We start from the raw sequence: 20688 nt of genomic DNA on the forward strand, positions 1-20688 counted from the left end.
TATTTAAAGCACAAGTTGTAGGGTATTGCAATCGCTAATATCCGACAGTCTCTTAAATCAATGGACTGCCTTATTGAGTTTTTCAAATTCGATTAAAAGTTCTTCCTGCTTTTTACTGAGTACTGTGGGAATTTGCACGAAAATTTCAATAATCTGATCTCCGCGTCCGTAACCCCTCAGATGAGAAATTCCTTTGCCTTTGAGTCTGAAAGTCTGTCCGTTTTGCGTACCTTTGGGAATTTTGAACTTTTCTTGTCCTTGAAGTGTAGGAACTTCAATCGTTGCGCCCAATGTAGCATGAACAAATGAAACAGGAATGCGGCAAATAATATCGTCACCTGATCGGGCAAAAAAATCATGCTCTTCAACATGTAAAAATACATACAAATCACCATCAGGTCCGCCGCGGTCTCCGGCTTCTCCCTCTCCACGCAGACGCAGACGCGATCCTGTTTCCACACCGGCGGGAATTTTCAATTGCACGGTTTTAGATATATGTTCCTTGCCTCTGCCGCGGCAATTATCGCACGGTTTGGAGATAACTTTGCCGTGTCCATTGCAATGAGGACAGGTAGAACTGATGGTGAAAAAACCACTCGATTGGATTACCTGACCGCGACCCTTACAGGTGCGGCATATTTCGGGAGATGATCCCGGCGCAGCTCCGGTGCCCTGACATTTACGACAGGTTGCCAATTTCCCCACTTCAATTGTAGTGGTAAGTCCAAAGGCGGCATCAAGGAAAGAGATTTTCAGGTCATAGCGTAAATCAGCGCCGGCAGCAGCTCCGGAATGAGATTGCCCTCCCGTATTGCCGTATCCGAAAGCATCCTCGAAAATATTGCTGAAATGGGAAAAGATATCGTCGAAACCGCTGAATCCTCTAAAACCGGTATTGTTTAAGCCTTCATGCCCGTAATGGTCGTATATTTCTCTTTTTTGCGTGTCGCTTAATACTTCATAAGCTTCAGCCGCTTCTTTGAATTTTTCTTCCGCTTTTTTATTTCCCGGATTCCTGTCCGGATGACACTGCATTGCTATCGTGCGGTAGCTTTTTTTTATTTCTTCATCTGAAGCATTTCTATCCACGTTTAAAATTTCGTAATAATCTTTCTTCGTTGTCATGCGCTTTTTGAGTCAACCTCTTGTTGCATTATTTTATTGAGGGAATTAAGCATTTCCTCATTATTTGCTTTTTCCAGAGCGTGCCGGGCAAAGGAATATTTCTTCAGGCTTATGGCTTTCTGTCCGATATTTTCCCAGTCGGCAGGTTTTAGTTCCAGGTTAAGAGCTTTGGCCGCCTGCTGAAAAAGCATCACATCGCCGCGATCAAATGCGATATCCTTAATTTTTTGAAGGCCGCCTTTATCTTCTGCCTTTTGATAAAAATCAAGAGCGTCGGATAAAAAACCTTCTTCCAGCAAAGAGTTGCCATAATCCTGAAGTACTTTCTGATTAGCTTTATCCACATATAGTATTTTTTGTCTTAAACGATAATCAGGCAGTTTTTTAATACTCAAAATATGTCTCCTTACGGGGAATAGATATATCTGTTTGGATTTGGATATAATCTAATGATAATTTAGTTCAAGTCAATATATTGATAGATAGATCACTCCACAAGGCGCTTCAGCGCTTCTTCGTATTTTTTCTTTGTATTTTCTATAATTTCTGCAGGCAATTCTGGTGCGGGCGGCTTTTGATTCCACTTTATGGAAAGAAGATAGTCCCGCAAGAACTGTTTATCAAAACTTTTTTGTGGACGGCCTTCTTCATAATCATCGGCAGGCCAGAAACGTGAGGAATCGGGAGTCAGCAATTCATCAATCAGGATTAATTCCTTACCCATCAAGCCGAATTCCATTTTTGTATCGGCGATGATAATTCCAGCCTTCAGCGCTATTGCCGCTGCCCTTTCATAAATAGCGAGTGAAATCTTTATAACTCTGTCGGTTAATTCTGCCCCGATCAGATCCTCCATTTCTTTTTTGTTAATGGGCGAATCATGTTCGCCGGCCTCTGCTTTGGTGGTCGGAGTGAAAATGGGTTCAGGTAATTTGGATGATTCTTTTAAACCATCCGGGAGTCTAATACCGGAAACTGTATTATTGTGCTGATAATCTTTCCAGCCGGAACCACTTAAATACCCGCGCACAATACATTCAACCGGCAAAGGATTAGCCTTTTTAACTAACATGCTTCTGCCTTCAAGACCTTTGCTGTAAAGAGCACATTCTTCGGGAAACTCGGCAGGATCAGTGGAAACAATGTGATTGCCGATAATATCTTTCATTTTTTCGAACCAAAAGGCGGACATACGGTTTAGAATTATGCCTTTGCCGGGTACGGGATTGGGCATGATAACATCAAATGCCGAGATGCGGTCGGTGGTCACAATGAGCAAATAGTTTTTTACAGAATAAATATCGCGAACTTTTCCACGGCCAATCAGTTTCAGATTTTTAAATTCTGTTGTCTGTATGCTCTTATTCATAAAAATACACTCCTTTATTGAACGAATGGATTGCAGGTTTTTTCATGGCCAATAGTGGAAGTTGGCATACGGCCGTAATTATGTCCGGGCATTACTTTAGTGTCGTCAGGCAGACAAAAAAGTTTTTCCTTGATGGCTGTAAACATTGTCTGCCATGATCCGCCCGGCAAATCTGTTCTGCCTACAGCTTCAACGAATAACGTATCTCCGGTGAAAACATACCCGGGTGTATATAAACTGATTCCGCCGGGAGAGTGTCCCGGAGTATGGATAACTTTGAGCTCAACGTTGCCTACGGAAATTGTATCACCATCTTTAACCAGAATATCGGCCGGCGGAGAGGCCTTTGCTCCGAACATTCGCAGAATCATGGCCGGCGTGTGAGTCAGCATAATAGCGTCGTCTCCATGAACAATAATTTTGGCGCCGGTTTCTTTTTGCATTTCCGTGTTGCCGCTGATGTGGTCAACATGGCCGTGGGTATTGACTATGTAATTAATGCGTAAATTATTCTTCTTGGCTTCAGCAATAATTCCTTTAACGTCAGCCGCCGGATCAATAACCAGAGCGTCTCCGGTTATTTGGTCGCCGACCAGATAGGCAAAAACAGCCATCGTGCTTACCTGCATTTGTTTTACGAACATTATTTTGCTCCTCAAAAAAGTGCATCGCTAATAACATTTTTTTATTGGAAACGTCAACTGAAATCAATCGTATAAGTTATTAATAATATTCCATTTTAAATTATAGATAATATCGGGGCAGGTTGGTAGACTATGTTGTAATAGGAAAAAGCCTCATCAGTATCGTCATACCGGTCCCGCATACGCGGGATTTCACTCCGGTCCCAAACCCGGCGAATACCGGGGGTATCCAGAATTTAATAAATCATGGGCCCCGGCCTACGCCGGGGAGACGACTTTACAAGTATTTGAGTATAGCTCCAAAGAATCCGTCCATATTATGCTTGTGTGGATAGGTGTGAAAAAATCCGCAGCTGTCAATAAATTGCCGGTTAATTGAATCAGTCGGGTGGCATAAGGAAAAATTATGGTTTTGCTTTAAAAAAACGTCAACAATATTTTCGTTTTCTTCGGGCAACAGTGAACAGGTGCAATATATTAAGTACCCGCCTTTTTTTACTGCTACAGATGCGTTTTGCAGGATTAATTTTTGAGCGGCGGTAAAATTACGCAAATCTTTTTCTGTTGTACGCCATTTGATTTCCGGATTGCGACGCAATGTTCCTGTACCGGAGCATGGTGCATCCACCAAAACATAATCAAATTTCTCTTTTAGAGAACCATGAAGGCCGACATCCAAATTGCCTGTTTGCGTTTCAATTATATTTATTCCTAACCGTGCTGCTTCCAATTTTAATTCGGCAATTTTTCTCGGATTGCGATCAATCGCAACAATTCTTCCCTTGTTTTTAAGAATTGCGGCAAGTTGTGTGGTTTTGCCTCCCGATCCGGCGCAGACATCCAATATGGATTCAATGCTGTCAGGTTTAACCAGGTAAGAAATCAGTTGCGCCCCTTCATCCTGAATACGCAGAAGACCGGCCTCAAAGAAATCTGTTTTTTGAAGGGGATTGGTGGAAGCATTCAGGATAATGCCGTCAGGAGAATATTTAGTTGCCTCCGGTGTGAATCCGTCAGCGGTAAGTTTTTCTGTCAAATCTTCACGTGATATTTTTAATGTATTGACGCGGGCCGTCAGCGGCGGCAACTTGTTGTCGGTTGAACATAAAGAAATCGTTTCTTCCGGGCCGAATATTTTTATCCATCTTTTAACAAGCCAGAGAGGATGCGAATGAAAAGCGGCTATATACTCAGCTACATTTTTTTTCGCTGAAGGGAATGGTAAATTTTGGCCGCGGCGCAAATAGTTTCTTAAAACAGCATTAACCAATGCGCTTTTATCCGGCTTTAGTATTTTGGCAATTTTGACTGCTTCATTTACAACGGCAAAATCAGGCAGCCGGTCGCTGAATTTAAGCTGGTAAATGCCAAGGCGCAAAATATTTTTTACGCCTTCGTCTATCTTTTCAAAATCTCCGCGATAGAATTTTGCTAATATCCAGTCGAGGTGACCACGAAAGCGCAGTACTCCATATACCAGATGAGTAAGTAACCGTCCGTCCGGTGTTCCGGATAAAGAGTTCTTATCCAGACAATCATTGATAAGCGGACTGGCGAAATCCTGACCCGCGCTTACTTTATTTAAAATGTCGACGGCCTGATGGCGAACTGATATTTTCATGATTTAGAACGGATAACCACGAGGCTTGCATTCTCGGGATATTTGCCTTTGACCGTCAGATAAAAATTGCGAATTACGTTCATATCCTTTTCCATATCACCGGTGGGGTATATTAGAGGACCTGCTCCACCGGTTTTTCTTTCGTAATCGATAAATGCCAGCAAAATGGGAACATGGGCATTCAGAGCAATATAATAAAACCCTGATTTCCAGCAATCCATTTTATGACGGGTGCCTTCGGGAGCCAGGGCGAGAACAAACTTTTCGTTTTTCTCGAATTCGGATGACATGTGCTCAACGAAATGGGAGGACGATGACCTGTCGACCGGAATGGCTCCCGACCATTTCATCAGTAAAGAAAAAGGTCCGCGAAATAATTCTTTTTTGGCTACGTAACAAGCATCCAGTTTCAGGGCAAACGCCAGGAGAATTCCATGGAATAAATCCCAGTTGGATGTGTGCGGCGCGACAATAAGAATATATTTTGCTTTTTGGGGCAACTTTCCTGATGCTTTCCAACCGAGCATTTTTAAAAGAACCAGGGAAATACCACGGAAAAATGATTTTACAACGGGTGTATTAAAAATCGTATGATGCATAAATTCCCAGCCCCCCGATTGATGCAACAATTTTTATTTCATTGCAAAACACTTCCCTGCTTTAAATGATGGCCGCGCAGGAAGTCTGAAATCAGCATTCTCTTCTTTCCCGCCAATTGTAAATCTTTTAAAATCACGTAACCGTCCGCTGCCGCCACAGTCATTCCTGCTTCACCGGCAGAGCCGATGGTGCCCGGTGGTTGATTAATATTTTCCGGTCGTGCTTCGGCTGTAAAAATTTTCAGAGATTGTCCGTCCAGTGATGTGTGGGCAGTAGGCGAGGGACTTAGGGCGCGGATTAGATTTACAATATCCGAGGCTTTACTGTTCCAATTAATCTTTCCTGTTTCCTTTGTCAGGCGCGGCGCGAATGTTGCGCCGGAGGCGTCCTGCGGTTTTCTTGTTGCGGTTCCGTTTGTCATTTGCTCAATGGATTTTATAAGCATTGTCGCGCCCAGTTGCGCAAGACGGTCATGCAATTCACCGAACGTTTCGGTAGCGCCAAGTCCAGTTTCTTCCTGCAGAATAATATCGCCGGAATCCATTCCTTCATCCATCAGCATAATGGTTACACCGGTTTTTGTTTCTCCGCGGATAATCTGCCAGTTAAGCGGCGCCGCGCCACGGTATTTCGGCAGAAGGGAAGGGTGGATGTTCAGGCATTTCAGGGGCGGATAATCAATAATTGATTTGGGCAGAATCTGTCCGAAAGCTACCAACACGACCATATCCGGATTAAGTTTTCTAAAAATTTCCAGAAAAGATTCGTCTCTAACTTTTTGAGGCTGAAAAACAGGCAGGCCAAATTCCTGCGCCAGAAGTTTCACTGGCGGTGCGACTTCTTTTAAACCTCTGCCCTTGGGGCGGTCAGGTTGGGTAACAACACCGGCTATCGGATAATTCTGGTCGTGCAAAAGGCGCAAAGCGGGAAGTGCAAAATCAGGTGTGCCCATAAAAAGAATTCGAGGCTTGGCCATGGATAAATATCCTTTATTTTTTCTATGTAAAAACATATATGGAAATCTGAAAGAAGTGTCAAGGATTACAAATTATTGAGACGTCATACCGGCGGAAGCCGGTATCCAGACTTCGTCCCGGCGGAAGACGGGAACCAGTTATAAGAATACTGGATTCCGGATCTAGTCCGTAATGACAAGATAAGGTTAAAATTATTCTTAAGCGAACTAAAAATACCCTCTTAAAATTACCGCGGGACCTCCAGTTGTTTCTGGCGGCGACATTTATTTTCGGATTCTCTCAGAGCATTGTTGATTCTACGTTCAATAATTTTCTGAATGAGACATTCTTTATCAACAATCTTCAGCGCGGACTTTTGGAACTTCCCCGTGAATTGCCGGGTCTTTTGACAATCGTTGTTTCAGCGATTTTATTTTTTCTGTGTTCCCGAAGGCAGGCGGCACTGGCCAATATCCTGTGCGCTTTCGGGATACTTTTTATCGGATTATTTTCACCGAGCTTTTCGGTAATGCTGATTTGGCTTTTTATCTTCAGCATCGGCCAGCATTTATTTATTCCGCTGAATCAGAGCATTGGCATGGAACTGGCTGTTAAGGGAGAAACCGGCAAAAGGCTGGGGCAGTTCAGCGCTGTGGCCAATGTTGCCATGATTATCGGCAGCTTTGCTATTTTTATCGGATTTAAATTTCTTAATCTGAATTTTAAAATGTCATACATCGTGGCTTTTCTGGGATTTATAACCGTGGCTGTTTTAATATCCATGATGAAAAAAGACGAGCCGGTTTCCATGAGGATGAAATTTCAGCTGCGCCGGGAATACAAGCTTTATTACTGGTTAACCGTTTTGTACGGCACACGCAAGCAGTTATTTCTTACTTTTGCTCCCTGGGTACTGGTTACAGTCTTTAAGCAGAAGACGGAAATCCTGGCGACTCTTCTGACTATCGGCGGAGTTATCGGCATATTTTCCAAACCTATGCTGGGGAAAGCAATTGACAAACTGGGCGAAAGATTCATTCTTACCGCCGAAGCGGCAATTCTTGTTTTTGTCTGCATTGGTTATGGTTTTTCTAAAAGTATTTTTTCAGAAACGACAGCCATGTTTATAGTTTTTGCCTGTTACATTCTCGATCAAATGCTGATCGCTGTATCCATGGCGCGGGCGACTTACCTCCAGAAAATAGCGGTCAAGCCTGAAGATGTTACGCAGACTCTGACGATGGGAGTGAGCATTGATCACATCTTTTCTATTTTTCTTGCTGTCTTTGGTGGTTTTGTCTGGATTAAATGGGGATATCAGTATGTCTTTCTGCTCGGCGCGATCATTGCCGTGATTAATTTCTTCTCCGCACTGCAGATTGAAATAAAACCTCACAATTAGTGTCATTCCCGACCTGATCGGGAATCAAAGTGTCATACCGGCGAAGGCCGGTATCCAGACAAGAAATATTATCTTCGCCACTCATTAAAATCATTGACATATTAACAATAGTTATGCTTTTGTTAAACAGCGTTATAATAAAATATGGTGTCGGGCGAACGGAGCCGCGGCTCCGTTAGACCAAGGACAATAAATAAAAAAAGGAAATAGATTATGAAAAAAAATATTGCCTGTATTACTATTCTTATGGTTTTTTGTATTACAGCAGTCAGTTTAGGAGAGGACACCGATCAAAATCTGAGAGCTATGTGGAATACGATGACCTCTTATTTAAAGCAAGGTAATACCGAAAAAGCACTGAAACTAATACATCCCATGACCAGAAACAAATATGCAATTATGTTTCAAGCTATAAAGAATGAATTGCCTCAAATCATGTCTACGCAGATCGATTTTCAACTTGTTAGAATTTCGGATGATACAGCAGAATACACATTAAAAACAAAAGAAAACGGGAAATTATATGCTTACGAGGTAGAATTTGAAAAATGGCAAGATGGTAAATGGTATATAAAGGAATATTAACATATAGTGAAAGTATGTCTAACAAAGGCAATACGCCGATCGCCACGCTCCGGCTGATTTTTTCGTTATGAAGACAACACCACAAAAAATATCAAAAAGAATTAGAAGTTTTATTAATACACTAGGCGATATTGATGAGCCAGAATATTTACTTTTTACAAATTGTTCGAATAAATATCTTCCGCAACATTGTTTGTCTAATTGTGAAGCGGAATCACATTTTACTGATAGTCCTGTAGTCTTTGGTTGGGTTATTTGGGAAGACAAAAAGACAAGAAGTATGGTTGCAGAATTTCACGCAGTTATCAGGCGTAAAAATAAACTTGTAGATATTACACCAAGAGTTGATGGTGAAAGCAGGGTATTATTCGTACCAGACAAAGAGAGGGTTGCCTCTAGATTAAATGAGCGTCAATGGAATACATGGCAAAATCACAGCGCCAATATTCATACGAAGCCATGTGTAGTTATAAACTCACATAATGATAAATTATTTTAGTCATAACAAAGTCAATACAGCCGATCGCTACGCTCCGGCTGTGTTTTTCGTTATCTAAGAATGACTTGACATGTATGCATAGATGATGCATACTCAGGCATACTAATTGTATGAGGTGAAGCGATGAGAACAACTTTGAATATTGAAGATAATCTGATAAATAAAGCATCCAAAATGACTGGAATCAAGGAAAAAACCGCCCTCGTTAAACTTGGGCTTGAGGCGCTTATTGCCAGAGAAAGTGGTAAGAGGCTTGCAAGACTCGGTGGGACTCAAAAGCAGTTGAAAGCGATACCAAGAAGAAAAGGGGCATTATAAGAAATGGTTCTTGTGGATACATCGGTTTGGGTTTCCCATTTGAGGGATGGAAATGATGAACTTGCAAACCTGCTCAATGATGGAAGAGTATTGTGCCATCCAATAATTGTAGGTGAACTTGCCTGCGGGAATCTTAAGGACAGAGCAGTCATCCTTTCGTTTTTGCAATTGTTGCCGATGAGCATTGAAGCCGAACATGACGAAGTATTATCATTCATAGAGAATAACCGTTTAATGGGAAAAGGGATGGGCTATGCGGATGTCCATCTTATTACATCCGCTGTATTGACGGGTGTACCTATCTGGACACTGGATAAGAAACTGGCGCAAACTGCTGACAGCCTGCATAAAAATTATCTAAAAAATAGATGACAAAGTCCATACAGCCGATCGCTATGCTCCGGATGATTATTTCATTAGTATGAATAATCAATGAAGATAAAAGAAATACACGCTAAATCCATTCTTTCTTCGTCAAAGATTTATGATTATGTCATAAATCCATATGTGGGATGTCAGCACGCGTGTTCTTATTGCTATGCCAGATTTATGAAGAGATTTACCGGACATAAAGAACCATGGGGTGATTTTGTTGACATAAAAATCAACGCACCGGATTTGTTAAGCAAAGAAATCAAGAAGAAAAAAATGGGTACAGTTTGGGTGAGCGGTGTTTGCGACCCGTATCAGCCGCTGGAAGCAAGATATAAACTTACAAGACAATGTTTGGAAATACTCGTAAAGAATGACTGGCCGGTAGTTATTCAGACACGCTCGCCACTTGTTCTTCGGGATTTGGATATATTTAGAAAATCGAAAAATATCGAAGTCGGACTAACTATCACCACCGCCAATGACGAAATGAGAAAGATATTTGAACCTTATGCGCCGCCGATCCAGGAGCGGCTGAAAGCTATTGCAACATTGCATCAAAATGGCATCAGGACTTATGTAATGATTGCGCCGATTCTTCCTGAAGCCGAGAATCTCATCCCCATGTTGGCAGGGAAAGTTGACCACATCATTATTGACCGCATGAACTATTACCACGCTGATAAAATTTACGAAAAATATGGGTGGAAAGAGAAAAATACTTACGAATATTTCAAGACTGTTGGAAATAAGATAGAAAATGATTGCCGGAAATTGGGAATTGAGTGCAGATCGGCGTTTTCAAGAAAAAGAAAACACCAGCGTTCAAATAACGATGCAGATTTCTTTCGTTGACACTGCGTGTCCATTTACTTATACTCTCGACCAATAATACCGACTTGCATTCAAAAGATAACGAGGCGGCAATGTAAAGAATTTCCCGGAAGGAGAAACCAGTATGACTATTAATGTAAAAACCGAAGAGCATATTATGCTCATTGAAATTGACCGGCCTAAAAAATACAACGCCATGACGCGTGAAATGTATACGCAGATGGCGCGCGCTTATTACAAACTGGATCAGGACGACGATTTGCGTGTTGGAGTTGTTTATGCCAATGGCCCGCATTTTACTTCCGGACTGGAGTTAACCGACTGGTCGGATGCTTTCAGTAATGGAGTGGGTTTTCCTCTGGGCGGTAAAGACGAAATTGATCCTTTTTACATGATGGATGAGAAACGATGTCGAAAACCGATTATTTATGCGGTACAGGGATATTGCTTCACATGGGGTGTGGAAGTAATGCTCAACGCGGATATCCGCGTGGCGGCATCGGACACGCGTTTTGCCATGCTGGAAGTGCGCCGCGGATTTTTCCCGTGTGGAGGAGCAACTTTCAGATTGCCCCGAGATATGGGGTGGTCCAATGCGATGCGCTATCTTTTGACCGGGGATCAATGGACAGCAGACGATGCTTATCGTATGGGTTTGATACAGTATGTCACCGAACCGGGAAAACAACTGGAAAAAGCAATGGAACTGGCAAAGAAAGTGGCCAGCGCCGCTCCTCTGGGTGTGCGCAGTATTTTACAGAACAGTCGTCTGGCTGAAAAACAGGGCGAAGAAGCAGCAAAGAAAATTATTTATCAAACAGTGTCTGAAGTTATGAAAAGCGATGATATGAAAGAAGGCCTCCAATCTTTCATTGAAAGACGCACTGCGGTATTCAAAGGCAAATAAACCGTTTGTCCATTTTGACGGACGCGAATTATATCTTTTAGATTTAGTCGCAAAAAATACTTGAACAAAAGATAATACTGGTGTTTAAGTAAGCAATCTTTAATTTATTTTTAGGTGCCATGGCAAAAACAGTTTCATTAAATGAACTTAAAGAGCAGGAGCGGGAAGCCAGGCGTGATTTTATTATCAGCGCGGCGGAACGGGTCTTTGCGAAAAAAGCCTTTAACACGGTGACCATTCGGGATATCGCGAAAGAAGCCGGAATTTCTCACGCTCTCATCTATCGTTACTTTCCTGATCAGCAGTCGTTGTTTGTGGAAGCATGTATAAGACGCGGTGCCGAGATTGTGGAATTTGTCAATCAGTTAATCGATGACGATAGCAATATCAAGATCGAAAAAGTCATGGAGAGATTCATTCAGTTTCTGGCAGAGAATGATCAATATTTCAGGATGATGACGCATTTCGTGCTGGACGGCTCCCTGAATGCGGAAATGCTCCAACGCCTGAACACTGCCGAGAGAGTGTTGCTTGCTCAATTCGATAGAATTTTCGCAAAGACGAATGATGAAAAGAGTACCCGAATGCTTTCTCATGCTTTATTTGCTGCCATGAACGGGATTATCATAACTTTCCGGAGCTTCCCGGGAAGGAGCAGGGAAGAGGCTCTAAATCATATGCTGGCGTTGGGGAAAATCATTGCTGAAAAATTCAAACAATAATTTATCCGGTCAGAGAGATTTGCAAAACTATACTTCATGTCATTTCGAGGAGTCCCGATGTATCGGGACGACGAGAAACCTTTCTTTTATGTAAATATCTTTTAAGATTCCTTCCTTCGGTCTAAATGACAAGTTGATCATTATGCAAAGATTTCGCGGTCAGCATATCTATTAGGTTTTCGCGTGTGTCCGGCCTGCGTCAATACTTTCCAGCAAAGCCTCAATTCTCAGGAAAGCGCTCTCCTCGTTGTACTTTCTGACATCCGCGTGGTCCACGTCGATCATTATCGAGGGAATTCCCAGTTCTTCGGTTATCCACTTCTGGAGGTCCATCTGCATAACGGAATATACCTTGCAGCTTCTGTTGCTGGCAAACACAAATCCATCTATTGAGTAGTGTCGAGCCGCCCAGGACATCGCTTTGAACCGTAACTCCATCCCGTAGGGGCACACCGAAAAATTTTGTACACGGGCAAGCGACTCCAGAGGATCGCCGTCCTTGTATTCCTGGAGAAATTCATAGGAGCCCTCGATACTTCCCACACATGATGTATAGCTTGCCGCAACGATATTGGCGTCTAGATCGGACAATCTTGTCGACATCTTCCGCAGTTGGTGCCAGGGAGCTATGCTGTCCCATAAGAGGCGATACTTCTCGTTGGGCACAGGGAACTGACCGTTTTTAATTCTTTCTTCGGTTTCATCGGCGAGCATCCTGAAGTGCTCGACAACCTCCGGACGACCCCGTGAAGTCAAAAGAGGAGCCATCTGGACAAAGGAATCGAAAGCTGTTATTCCGGATGGCCGATGTACTGCACAATCTATGAAACGTTTGTAATGCCTTGCTGCCTCGCTGCTGTTTCGCAGAGCTTCCTTAACCCGGTCGATATTGAACTTTTGTCCGCTCAGCTCTTCGATGGTTCTAATCAGGTCTTTAAACTGTGCTACGATATACTTGAGGTCTGTTTCCTTCTGCATTTCATAGCAAAAAGGAACGTCGAGGATAAAATGAGGAACGCCCCATTCCCGATGATACACGTCAAACCACTTGACCAGGAGAGAACAATTGTTGTTATCCGAGACAAGAAGGTTTGGCCGTGGTAATCCGAAAGTCGGCGAATCTTTGCCGCCGCTCATGGCGGTTCCGATGTCGATCCTGGCGTAGGAGCAGATGTCCATCGAGTAGCCGCTGTGCTCTGCCTTTTCACACTGAAGCATGCCGACGCCTTTTGCTGCGCTAAGGGCTGCGTGGCTTTCCGGCACGGCAAACACGACATTGTCGAATCCTTTGAATAACTCGATCGGCACGATTATGGCTACCCAGACAACAAAGGCTCCCCCGCTGGCTTTGCCATGAAGGTTCATATAGTCATCGGTTAGGATCTGTGTAAGCCGCCTGCCTGATTCGGTCTTCATTAATCCCTTCATTTCATCCTTTTCTTCAGCCATATTTAACCATCCTAAATTATCAGCGTTCAATCTTAAAAGTTTCGGTTGGGGGCATTAACAGATATCTTAATCAACGTATCAATTCTGAAAATGCCTCGATTCTTGTCCGCAGGGCCTCCACATTTTCGTTGTCGTCCGTTGCTATCTCCAGTTGGAGAGTGACAATGTTTTTCTGCTCAAGTATTTTGGTGATAAAAGGCATTTCCAGATACTCATATTCGCAGAATTTTTCTCCGATAAAAATCAGGCCCCGGGCTCCTCGCTTTTCAATCAGTTCATTGAGCGCCTTGAGACGCTCATCCGATGAGTAAAGAAGGGTCGTGCAGGGGTAGTGATTGCGGTAAAAATCAGCGTAATAAGCGGCAGGATCACCGGTTTCCTGAGGAATGTAGCCATAGGATCGGGCTTGAGATGATATATCGTTGCCGGCTACTCTCATGCCGGCTTCTTCAATAATGGCGCACAGCGCATCCGGAGGAGGAAGAATACCTGAAACGATAATTTTCTTTCCGTCAGAACTGTTTTCCTTTGGATTTGACGTAGCATTTTTTATAGCATCATTCAATGCGGATAGATTATCTTCAGGTGTCATGAAATACCCGTCCCTCATATGGCGCGAGAAGTCAACATAAGACATCCTTCCTTCAGCAACCAGCATCTCCATTTCCAGAGATAATTTTCTTATTGCATTGTGTAATCTGACGCTGGCGAGGAAACGTTCTGAAGAAAACCGGACTCCGAAGGTACTCTCAATTTCTGCTATCAGTTTACGGATTCTATCGGCCAAATATCCTGTTGAATCGGTCTGGTTTGGAGACACCATGGGCACATGTAGCTTAAGCAAAGGCAGAGTCTTCCCCTTTTCCTTAAGACCGTGTTTGATAATTTCCGGCATATTGCGGAAAGTATCACAGGCATTGTACATCAGGAGACCGTCAAGAAGAGCTCCTTCTTCTGACAGGACAAACTCTGTAAGTCGCCTGGCCACAGAACAGGTAAAGCTCTGAAGATGGCGATCGCTTTCTTTGAGCGTGTGCACTCCATCTTTCATATCCCAAAGAATCACAGGCATCAGGCCGAAAGAATGGAGCAACTCCAGCGGTGGGTACAGGGGGAAACATCCCACAACTTTTGCGCCTTTTATTTTTGCCTGTCTAATGTTTTCAACCATATCAAACATAAATAATCCCCCGCATCGTAAAAATTTAATATAAGAGACTTATTATTTCAATTTTTATAAAAGTTCAAGGCGATGAATTATCATCTTTTTGCTGATTAATGAGCAGTTACTTGTTCTCCTTCTCCAATACACGCCACATATCGTCATCGTCATAGATCTTTTCTTCCTCGGCTGCGGCGTTCTCCGCGTCCAGTTCACTCTGACGATACCTTCCAATCTGCTTTAACAGTTCGTCATAGTAATCATGCTGAATCATGAGGTCCATTATCTGATTGGTTCCTGTCCATATCTGGCATAATCGCGCATCTCTTAATGCCCGTTCGACTGGATACACGTTGGTGTAGCCTATACCTCCCATCATTTGCATAACCAGGTTGGATATTTCCCAGGAATTGTCTGTGACGAAACGTTTGGCTTCACTCGCTAATCGGCGGACGCGGGGATCATCCCGGTCGGCTGCGAGGGCAGCCTGATACACAATGCCCGCGCTGGCATCCATCAGTGTAATACCCCGGGCGAGCATTGCGCTTACGAGTTGGAACTTTCGTATTTTTTTCCCGAAAGCCATGCGACGGTCTGTGTAACGCGCTGCAAGTTCAAGACCGGCCCTCATACCGCCAATACAAGGTGCGGCGCTGGTGATACGTTCGGGTATCATCATCCGATTGAAAACCAAGGCTCCGCCATTGAGCGAACCCAATAGATTTTCCTTCGGAACTTTAACATTGCGGAAAGTAATTTTTCCTGTGCCGCCACCTCTGGTTCCCATCAAACCATATAGATATTTTACCTCAACCTCGGGTGATCGGTCGATGATGAGGGTGCTGATTCGTTCGTATGGACTTGCTTTGGGATCCATATTGGTGCGGACATACACGAGGAAAAAGTCGGCTCCTTCGGCTCCTACGACAAAACGCTTCTGACCTGTCACCAGAAAATGATCTCCCTTATCAATCGCTCTGCTCGTAGCACCAAAGAAATCTGATCCGCCGCGAGGTTCAGTCAGCGCCTCTGCGGCCACAAGTTTTCCTTCAAGCATTGGTTTGAGGTATTTCATCTTCTGTTCTTCTGTGCCGAATCTGATAAGACCTTCTCCGACGATATCCGGCATGACATAAGCGCAGCCGCAGGCGGTACCGATAGATCCGATTTCGGCCATAGTTGCAACTGCGGCCACCCAGTTTAGCCCCCGGCCTCCATATTTTTTCGGGAATCGAATTCCCAGTAGATTATGGCGGGCGTATGTTTCATAAATTTTACGGGGGAATTTTATTTCATCACGGTCCATAGCGCGAAGATATTCGGGATCGATTTCATCCTTAACCATCAAACGGGCCTCATCGGCAACTGCGAGAGTGTCCGCATCCAGCAGAAAGTCATTGAATGACATATTTGCCTCCTATAATTTGCCTAGTTTTACCTTTGGTAAGAATAGTAACCAATGGTTATTTTTTGTCAAGTATTTTTTGATCACAACCATTTTTTCATATTGTAAGTATATGGACAAAGTAATGAGAAAATTATATAAAAAGAGCAATATTTTATCAATATTTAACGTAATACATTAAGTCTTTTTAATGTTAAAAACATTTGTTCTATTTAAGAGGGTATTTCAAGTTGTCGAACAGAAATAGAGATACTTAATAAACTTTACAAAATATTAAAGGAAGAAAACAATGGAATGCAAAAAAGAGAAGAATCTTGATAAATGTAACTGCACATATGAACCTTGCAGCAGAAAAGGCGTATGCTGCGACTGCCTTACGTATCATCGTAAGAACAGGGAACTGCCCGCGTGCTTTTTTTCGAAAGACGCGGAAAAAACATATGACAGATCATTCCAACATTTTGCGGAATTAGTATCAAAACATAAGATATAGAAAAATATTGATATTATGAAAAGGATATTTCCTGAATATGAAACTTCTCCGTTACATCTGGGCTTTACCCAACACTCTACTGGGGCTCCTCTTTGTTCCCCTGGCTATGATTACTAAAGGCCGGATGGAAATACAAGATGGTGTGCTGGAGATTCACGGCGGGCTCGTTTCATGGATTCTAAAATATTGTATTCCGAGTAAGGGATATGTAAGTGCTGTAACACTAGGGCATGTTGTTTTGGGATGCGATAGAGAGTCGCTCGTTAATGATCGTCGACATGAAAGAGCGCATGTTAAACAATATGAGCTATTGGGTCCGGCATTCATTCCTGTTTATATATTAGCAGGCATATGGGGACTGATAAGAGGTAGAGGAGCATACAAAGGAAATTACCTGGAACGAAAAGCGATAGAGCAGGAAAAGTTTGAGAAATAGAGTAGGATACAAAGTAATGAAAAAAATTTCATCAAGGGGCATATTTTTCTGTAAGCGAATATTGACAACCCTAAATTATAATAGGTTAGCATTATGAATACATTGCTTATCGTTATAGTCAGCGTTCCGTTTGTTATTGCAATACTCTTTTTTCTTTATCGTTTTCTTGTACAATTTACCACTAAACCCGTTATGGAAATAAATCTTTCTCCGTCTGATGATCCGCGATGGTCCGACAAGAAAAAAATAACAGAACTGATGGAAACATTTCAGAAAAAAGGGTTCGATCTGGCCGGACAGTATGAATGCTGGGAAATACCCGGTCTCATTATAGCGGGCTTTGTGAAGCCGTCGGAACAATTGATCGGCGTAATTTACGATCATCCTACTGCGGGAATATGGGAGGATCTTTGTATTGAGTATAATGATGGAGAAAATCTCACTGTTTCCAACGCGCCTTTGGGACAGGAAATGGATCACATGCCGCAATCGACAAAATTTTATTTGAAGGGGAGTTCTCTGGAGGAACTTCTGGTAAAAATTCTGGCCGAGAGAAAAGATAAGGGGAGGAAAACAATAACCAAAGAAGAATTCTCTTCCAATTTCGAGGAAGCGTATAAAAAAGAAATGAAGTGGCGGATGGACAGAGGTGGCCCGACCTCTCTGGAAGTAAAGAGAGTTGCCGATGAGATGGGCGTTCCTTTGGATAGCGAAAAAATGCAGGCTAAAACCAGGCAATTACAAAAGATATGGATGAAAGAGAAAAACAAGCCCAGGAAAGTTAAGAGAGGTCTGTATGAGGCAGAGCTGCCCGGAGAATTCCAGAAACCGGAGGAGTTTCATCGGCGGATGGAACAAAAAAGCGAGTCCATGCCCCAGAAGATGAATATACCGGTTGTGCCCGCTTATATTGTCCTGATAGCGGCAATAAGCTACTGGATATATTTTGGCTTTCAATACAATAAAGTCCATACGGTTTCCCTTACCGCAGTGATTATTTTTTTGGCAGTCTTTCTATTTTTATTCATTACTTTGATATGGATTAACACACGTAATCAAGCGGCGAAAATGTGTCCCTTCTTAAAACGAATTGCGGAGCTAAGACCGGGAGCCTTTTTGTTTATAAGCGGGACATTTCCTACGCTCTTCTATGCCAGGGAAGGGTGGCTGGGAAAAGTTGTTTTTCAGGAAGGTGGCGAGCATCAAGACTCCTGTACCCGTCTGGAAGCGGTAACAAGACATTCCGGGGGATGGCTGTCAATCAGTAAAAAGAATGTAATCAGCAAGGTTTTCGGCCGTTCGGACAAGGACAATATTTCCTTACCGGATAACGATTTTGGCAGAAAGTTTACAATGTCAGGCACGGATAAAATGCTGGCTGAAAAAATGCTCAGCTCCGACATTGCCGGCACAATCATGCGTCTGGAAGAATTTAAAAAGCCGAATATAGAGATTGATGGTAAATCAGTAACAGTGGAAATAACAGAAAATCTTTTCAGCACGCGCAAAGAAGCCGCACTTCGGCAATTTCTAGAGGTGGCGGAGAATGTTATTGATGTGGTAGTGCAGCGGTAATGGTAAAAAATAATGAATGAATGGCATTTAGACATTGATTCCTGGCCGGGTCCCAACCGAAAAAAATGGCCGGACTTGCGGGACATTATTGTGGAAAGCCCTGACGGCAAACACGTTGCAGTTCTTTATTCGTGTGGTGAAATTGATATTTACAAAGAAGTCGGATTTTTCGCTCTGTTTGAGGAACCGAAGGACTCTCCATGTTTATTGCTCCGTCCAAGCGGCCTTGCCTGCCTTATTTCGTCCACCGCCGAAAAATCCATACAATGGATCGGAGATCGGTTTTGTGTGGTCACTCCTTATAGCCTTAGTCCGAGTTTCTCTTTATCCGGACAGCTCAAACAGTTTTACGGGATAATGGTTTTTGATGTGAGGGAACGCAAGGTAGCATACGTTCCTAACGGTTCTCCTGAAGAAGTCATTCCTGCTCTCCCTGATAAACTATCATGGAAAAGTTGGAGAAGGTTGTCATGGTGGCCCAAATTGTGGCATAAAAATACATAAATGTTCACCAAAATAAATAATTGGTTAAGGTGCTTTAGTAAAAAATGAAGGAAGAAATTAAAAAACAAAATCTAAAAAATGAATTTTATACTGCAGAGAAATGCTTCATTACTGAATTATCCAACACACCGGATGATCCGGACGTGTCCATTGCGCGGGCGAGGGTAGAGCCCGGAGTAACAACCAGCTGGCACCGTCTTAAAGGAATTACCGAACGTTATGTTATTATCAGCGGCAGAGGGCGTGTGGAAATTGGAGAACATCCGCCACAGGAAGTAACTGACGGCGACATCGTTTTTATTCCCCCGATGTGCCGTCAGCGCATTACTAATATAGGTAAAAAGGATCTAGTATTTCTTGCCATCTGCTCACCTCGTTTTACGCAGGATGTTTATGAAGATATCGAGGATCAATAGAGTTTTGTTGTCATACCGGCGCAGGAAACTGTGTCACAATTAACTTTGCTGTCATTTCGAAGTCCCGTATGCGCGGGATCATACTCCGCGAGAAATCTTGATTCCGGTAATTTTAAAACCCTAAGATTCCTCACCCGCAAGCGGGATTCGGAATGACATTTTTCTTATTACGACATAGTCTCGTAGGCCGGTATAAATCGGAATCGCAAAAGTATAAATTATAATACAGTAGCTTGATTTTATTTAATAATGTTGGTAATTCTAAAACTATAGAAAAACGATTTATTGTTGAAACTCCAATTCCGAGAGCGACGCGTAGCGGAATTGGCAAGTTGAACAATCCCGCGAAGCGGAGGGTATAATACCCCGCAACTTGCTTTGGGGTTCATACCCGTGATACAGAAGGAAACAGTCTGTGTTTACAGAATTATACAGATTGTATAAACATTGTTAGCTGGATGCTTCGCGCTGGAAGAGGAATATTATGGATATTAAGATTCGTTTAGAAACCAAAGAAGATTACTTAAAAGTCGAAGAACTAACACGAGAAGCATTCTGGAATTTATATACTCCAGGATGTGATGAACATTATTTATGTCATATATTGAGAGATCACAAAGACTTTATTCAAGAACTTGATTATGTTGCAGAAATAGATGGAAATGTAATAGCTTCAATTATGTATACCGATTCGTACCTTTTAAGTGATGATCAGGAAAAGGTAAAAATTGTATCATTTGGTCCTTTCTGTGTTCATCCTGACTATCAGAGGAAAGGAATAGGTACATCATTAATTGAAAAAACAAAATTATTGGTAGAAAAAAGAAATATTCCAGCAATTGTAATTTGCGGAGATCCTCACAATTACTGCAAACATGAGTTTAAGAATGGAATTGACTACCAAGTAAGTAATATGGATGGAGAGTATCCTTTAGGATTACTTGTTCTAGAGCTTCAGCCTGGTTTTTTTGGTAATAAAAAATGGAAGGCAAAACAAAGTGATGTATTTATTTTTGAGCATGAGAAAGCCATAGAGTTTGACAAGAAGTTTAAGGAAAAAGAAAGGAAATTTCAGTATAGTCAAGAGATATTTAAAATACAGATTAGGTCTTTCTTGCAAAAGAATCAGCTAACAACTGCTTCAACCTGACATTTCCTTTGTCACGGTTTGTGCTGCTCGCTTCGCTCGTTTTACGCACAAACCGCGCCAAGCCCTTCGGGCACGGGAAAGCAGGTTACGCAAATGTTAGGAAGCTGACGACCCCGGCCTGCGCCTGGGCAGGCTGTGCCAACG

24 protein-coding genes are annotated in these 20688 nt (G+C 42.7%); 14 read left to right on the forward strand and 10 right to left on the reverse strand.

Going from position 1 to position 20688, the window contains the following annotated elements:
• Positions 1 to 57: 57 nt before the first annotated feature.
• The 7 genes from dnaJ to CVU62_12885 all read right to left on the reverse strand — a co-directional run bounded on the left by dnaJ (position 58) and on the right by CVU62_12885 (position 6335).
• On the reverse strand, positions 58 to 1125 hold the full coding sequence (gene dnaJ, locus CVU62_12855) for a molecular chaperone DnaJ (GenBank protein ID PKN36978.1): 1068 nt from the start codon (positions 1123 to 1125) through the stop codon (positions 58 to 60).
• Positions 1122 to 1520 (reverse strand): hypothetical protein, encoded by a 399-nt coding sequence (locus tag CVU62_12860; GenBank protein PKN36979.1) that lies wholly within the window; start codon positions 1518 to 1520, stop codon positions 1122 to 1124. The genes dnaJ and CVU62_12860 overlap by 4 nt, the downstream gene beginning before the upstream one ends.
• Before the next feature lie 92 nt (positions 1521 to 1612).
• Positions 1613 to 2494: a phosphoribosylaminoimidazolesuccinocarboxamide synthase gene (locus CVU62_12865; protein PKN36980.1), complete on the reverse strand. Its 882-nt coding sequence runs from the start codon at positions 2492 to 2494 to the stop codon at positions 1613 to 1615.
• 14 nt (positions 2495 to 2508) lie between these two features.
• Positions 2509 to 3138, reverse strand: a complete 630-nt coding sequence (locus tag CVU62_12870) for a hydroxyacylglutathione hydrolase (GenBank protein ID PKN36981.1) — start codon at positions 3136 to 3138, stop codon at positions 2509 to 2511.
• Between the two features lie 277 nt (positions 3139 to 3415).
• Entirely contained in the window at positions 3416 to 4759 is a 1344-nt protein-coding gene (locus tag CVU62_12875) for a 16S rRNA (cytosine(967)-C(5))-methyltransferase RsmB (protein PKN36982.1), read from the reverse strand.
• The gene (locus tag CVU62_12880; protein ID PKN36983.1) at positions 4756 to 5358 is read right to left on the reverse strand and encodes a glycerol acyltransferase; all 603 of its coding nucleotides are present in this window, start codon (positions 5356 to 5358) and stop codon (positions 4756 to 4758) included. Before CVU62_12880 ends, CVU62_12875 begins: the two co-directional genes overlap by 4 nt.
• Before the next feature lie 38 nt (positions 5359 to 5396).
• The gene (locus tag CVU62_12885) at positions 5397 to 6335 is read right to left on the reverse strand and encodes a methionyl-tRNA formyltransferase (protein ID PKN36984.1); all 939 of its coding nucleotides are present in this window, start codon (positions 6333 to 6335) and stop codon (positions 5397 to 5399) included.
• Between the two features lie 191 nt (positions 6336 to 6526).
• Here CVU62_12885 and CVU62_12890 point away from each other — a divergent pair, with 191 nt between their 5' ends.
• The 8 genes from CVU62_12890 to CVU62_12925 all read left to right on the forward strand — a co-directional run bounded on the left by CVU62_12890 (position 6527) and on the right by CVU62_12925 (position 11954).
• Positions 6527 to 7717, forward strand: a complete 1191-nt coding sequence (locus CVU62_12890) for an MFS transporter (GenBank protein PKN36985.1) — start codon at positions 6527 to 6529, stop codon at positions 7715 to 7717.
• Positions 7718 to 7930: 213 nt separating this feature from the next.
• The gene (locus tag CVU62_12895; protein PKN36986.1) at positions 7931 to 8302 is read left to right on the forward strand and encodes a hypothetical protein; all 372 of its coding nucleotides are present in this window, start codon (positions 7931 to 7933) and stop codon (positions 8300 to 8302) included.
• 67 nt (positions 8303 to 8369) lie between these two features.
• Positions 8370 to 8801, forward strand: coding sequence for a hypothetical protein (locus CVU62_12900; protein PKN36987.1), 432 nt, complete (start codon positions 8370 to 8372; stop codon positions 8799 to 8801).
• Positions 8802 to 8924: 123 nt separating this feature from the next.
• Complete coding sequence (locus CVU62_12905; protein PKN36988.1) at positions 8925 to 9119, forward strand: DUF2191 domain-containing protein; 195 nt, start codon at positions 8925 to 8927, stop codon at positions 9117 to 9119.
• Positions 9120 to 9122: 3 nt separating this feature from the next.
• A complete protein-coding gene (locus CVU62_12910; GenBank protein ID PKN36989.1) occupies positions 9123 to 9491 on the forward strand; it encodes a VapC toxin family PIN domain ribonuclease in 369 nt (122 codons plus the stop codon).
• Between the two features lie 60 nt (positions 9492 to 9551).
• Positions 9552 to 10346, forward strand: a complete 795-nt coding sequence (locus CVU62_12915) for a radical SAM protein (GenBank protein PKN36990.1) — start codon at positions 9552 to 9554, stop codon at positions 10344 to 10346.
• A 103-nt stretch (positions 10347 to 10449) separates the two neighbouring features.
• Positions 10450 to 11232, forward strand: a complete 783-nt coding sequence (locus CVU62_12920; protein PKN36991.1) for an enoyl-CoA hydratase — start codon at positions 10450 to 10452, stop codon at positions 11230 to 11232.
• Positions 11233 to 11351: 119 nt separating this feature from the next.
• Entirely contained in the window at positions 11352 to 11954 is a 603-nt protein-coding gene (locus tag CVU62_12925) for a TetR/AcrR family transcriptional regulator (GenBank protein ID PKN36992.1), read from the forward strand.
• Positions 11955 to 12125: 171 nt separating this feature from the next.
• Here the strand turns inward: CVU62_12925 and CVU62_12930 are convergent, their stop codons facing one another.
• The 3 genes from CVU62_12930 to CVU62_12940 all read right to left on the reverse strand — a co-directional run bounded on the left by CVU62_12930 (position 12126) and on the right by CVU62_12940 (position 15973).
• Positions 12126 to 13382 (reverse strand): 2-hydroxyacyl-CoA dehydratase, encoded by a 1257-nt coding sequence (locus CVU62_12930; protein PKN37045.1) that lies wholly within the window; start codon positions 13380 to 13382, stop codon positions 12126 to 12128.
• A 91-nt stretch (positions 13383 to 13473) separates the two neighbouring features.
• Positions 13474 to 14583 (reverse strand): hypothetical protein, encoded by a 1110-nt coding sequence (locus tag CVU62_12935; GenBank protein ID PKN36993.1) that lies wholly within the window; start codon positions 14581 to 14583, stop codon positions 13474 to 13476.
• 106 nt (positions 14584 to 14689) lie between these two features.
• A complete protein-coding gene (locus tag CVU62_12940) occupies positions 14690 to 15973 on the reverse strand; it encodes an acyl-CoA dehydrogenase (GenBank protein PKN36994.1) in 1284 nt (427 codons plus the stop codon).
• 286 nt (positions 15974 to 16259) lie between these two features.
• Between CVU62_12940 and CVU62_12945 the strand changes: the two genes are divergently transcribed.
• The 6 genes from CVU62_12945 (at position 16260) to CVU62_12970 (ending at position 20544) form a co-directional block, all read left to right on the forward strand.
• Entirely contained in the window at positions 16260 to 16463 is a 204-nt protein-coding gene (locus CVU62_12945) for a cytosolic protein (GenBank protein ID PKN36995.1), read from the forward strand.
• A 37-nt stretch (positions 16464 to 16500) separates the two neighbouring features.
• Entirely contained in the window at positions 16501 to 16899 is a 399-nt protein-coding gene (locus CVU62_12950; GenBank protein PKN36996.1) for a hypothetical protein, read from the forward strand.
• A 93-nt stretch (positions 16900 to 16992) separates the two neighbouring features.
• Positions 16993 to 18474 carry a hypothetical protein gene (locus CVU62_12955; GenBank protein PKN36997.1) on the forward strand — a complete coding sequence of 494 codons (1482 nt, stop codon included), beginning with the start codon at positions 16993 to 16995 and terminating at the stop codon, positions 18472 to 18474.
• Between the two features lie 12 nt (positions 18475 to 18486).
• Positions 18487 to 18978 (forward strand): hypothetical protein, encoded by a 492-nt coding sequence (locus tag CVU62_12960; protein ID PKN36998.1) that lies wholly within the window; start codon positions 18487 to 18489, stop codon positions 18976 to 18978.
• A 44-nt stretch (positions 18979 to 19022) separates the two neighbouring features.
• The gene (locus CVU62_12965) at positions 19023 to 19394 is read left to right on the forward strand and encodes a cupin domain-containing protein (GenBank protein PKN36999.1); all 372 of its coding nucleotides are present in this window, start codon (positions 19023 to 19025) and stop codon (positions 19392 to 19394) included.
• Positions 19395 to 19878: 484 nt separating this feature from the next.
• Complete coding sequence (locus CVU62_12970) at positions 19879 to 20544, forward strand: GNAT family N-acetyltransferase (GenBank protein PKN37000.1); 666 nt, start codon at positions 19879 to 19881, stop codon at positions 20542 to 20544.
• The last annotated feature ends 144 nt before the right edge of the window (positions 20545 to 20688 follow it).

The organism is Deltaproteobacteria bacterium HGW-Deltaproteobacteria-2, from assembly GCA_002840505.1.
Taxonomy (GTDB): Bacteria; Desulfobacterota; Syntrophia; order Syntrophales; family Smithellaceae; genus Smithella.

What these genes read in the sequence shown, in the direction of transcription:
- CVU62_12925 (PKN36992.1), top strand. Translation starts at nt 11,352, where the DNA reads ATGGCAAAAACAGTTTCATTAAATGAACTTAAAGAGCAGGAGCGGGAA.
- CVU62_12875 (PKN36982.1), bottom strand. Translation starts at nt 4,759, where the DNA reads ATGAAAATATCAGTTCGCCATCAGGCCGTCGACATTTTAAATAAAGTA.
- CVU62_12970 (PKN37000.1), top strand. Translation starts at nt 19,879, where the DNA reads ATGGATATTAAGATTCGTTTAGAAACCAAAGAAGATTACTTAAAAGTC.
- dnaJ (PKN36978.1), bottom strand. Translation starts at nt 1,125, where the DNA reads ATGACAACGAAGAAAGATTATTACGAAATTTTAAACGTGGATAGAAAT.
- CVU62_12935 (PKN36993.1), bottom strand. Translation starts at nt 14,583, where the DNA reads ATGTTTGATATGGTTGAAAACATTAGACAGGCAAAAATAAAAGGCGCA.
- CVU62_12945 (PKN36995.1), top strand. Translation starts at nt 16,260, where the DNA reads ATGGAATGCAAAAAAGAGAAGAATCTTGATAAATGTAACTGCACATAT.
- CVU62_12880 (PKN36983.1), bottom strand. Translation starts at nt 5,358, where the DNA reads ATGCATCATACGATTTTTAATACACCCGTTGTAAAATCATTTTTCCGT.
- CVU62_12965 (PKN36999.1), top strand. Translation starts at nt 19,023, where the DNA reads ATGAAGGAAGAAATTAAAAAACAAAATCTAAAAAATGAATTTTATACT.
- CVU62_12950 (PKN36996.1), top strand. Translation starts at nt 16,501, where the DNA reads ATGAAACTTCTCCGTTACATCTGGGCTTTACCCAACACTCTACTGGGG.
- CVU62_12865 (PKN36980.1), bottom strand. Translation starts at nt 2,494, where the DNA reads ATGAATAAGAGCATACAGACAACAGAATTTAAAAATCTGAAACTGATT.
- CVU62_12955 (PKN36997.1), top strand. Translation starts at nt 16,993, where the DNA reads ATGAATACATTGCTTATCGTTATAGTCAGCGTTCCGTTTGTTATTGCA.
- CVU62_12900 (PKN36987.1), top strand. Translation starts at nt 8,370, where the DNA reads ATGAAGACAACACCACAAAAAATATCAAAAAGAATTAGAAGTTTTATT.
- CVU62_12930 (PKN37045.1), bottom strand. Translation starts at nt 13,382, where the DNA reads ATGAAGGGATTAATGAAGACCGAATCAGGCAGGCGGCTTACACAGATC.
- CVU62_12920 (PKN36991.1), top strand. Translation starts at nt 10,450, where the DNA reads ATGACTATTAATGTAAAAACCGAAGAGCATATTATGCTCATTGAAATT.
- CVU62_12895 (PKN36986.1), top strand. Translation starts at nt 7,931, where the DNA reads ATGAAAAAAAATATTGCCTGTATTACTATTCTTATGGTTTTTTGTATT.
- CVU62_12885 (PKN36984.1), bottom strand. Translation starts at nt 6,335, where the DNA reads ATGGCCAAGCCTCGAATTCTTTTTATGGGCACACCTGATTTTGCACTT.
- CVU62_12870 (PKN36981.1), bottom strand. Translation starts at nt 3,138, where the DNA reads ATGTTCGTAAAACAAATGCAGGTAAGCACGATGGCTGTTTTTGCCTAT.
- CVU62_12960 (PKN36998.1), top strand. Translation starts at nt 18,487, where the DNA reads ATGAATGAATGGCATTTAGACATTGATTCCTGGCCGGGTCCCAACCGA.
- CVU62_12905 (PKN36988.1), top strand. Translation starts at nt 8,925, where the DNA reads ATGAGAACAACTTTGAATATTGAAGATAATCTGATAAATAAAGCATCC.
- CVU62_12915 (PKN36990.1), top strand. Translation starts at nt 9,552, where the DNA reads ATGAAGATAAAAGAAATACACGCTAAATCCATTCTTTCTTCGTCAAAG.
- CVU62_12910 (PKN36989.1), top strand. Translation starts at nt 9,123, where the DNA reads ATGGTTCTTGTGGATACATCGGTTTGGGTTTCCCATTTGAGGGATGGA.
- CVU62_12940 (PKN36994.1), bottom strand. Translation starts at nt 15,973, where the DNA reads ATGTCATTCAATGACTTTCTGCTGGATGCGGACACTCTCGCAGTTGCC.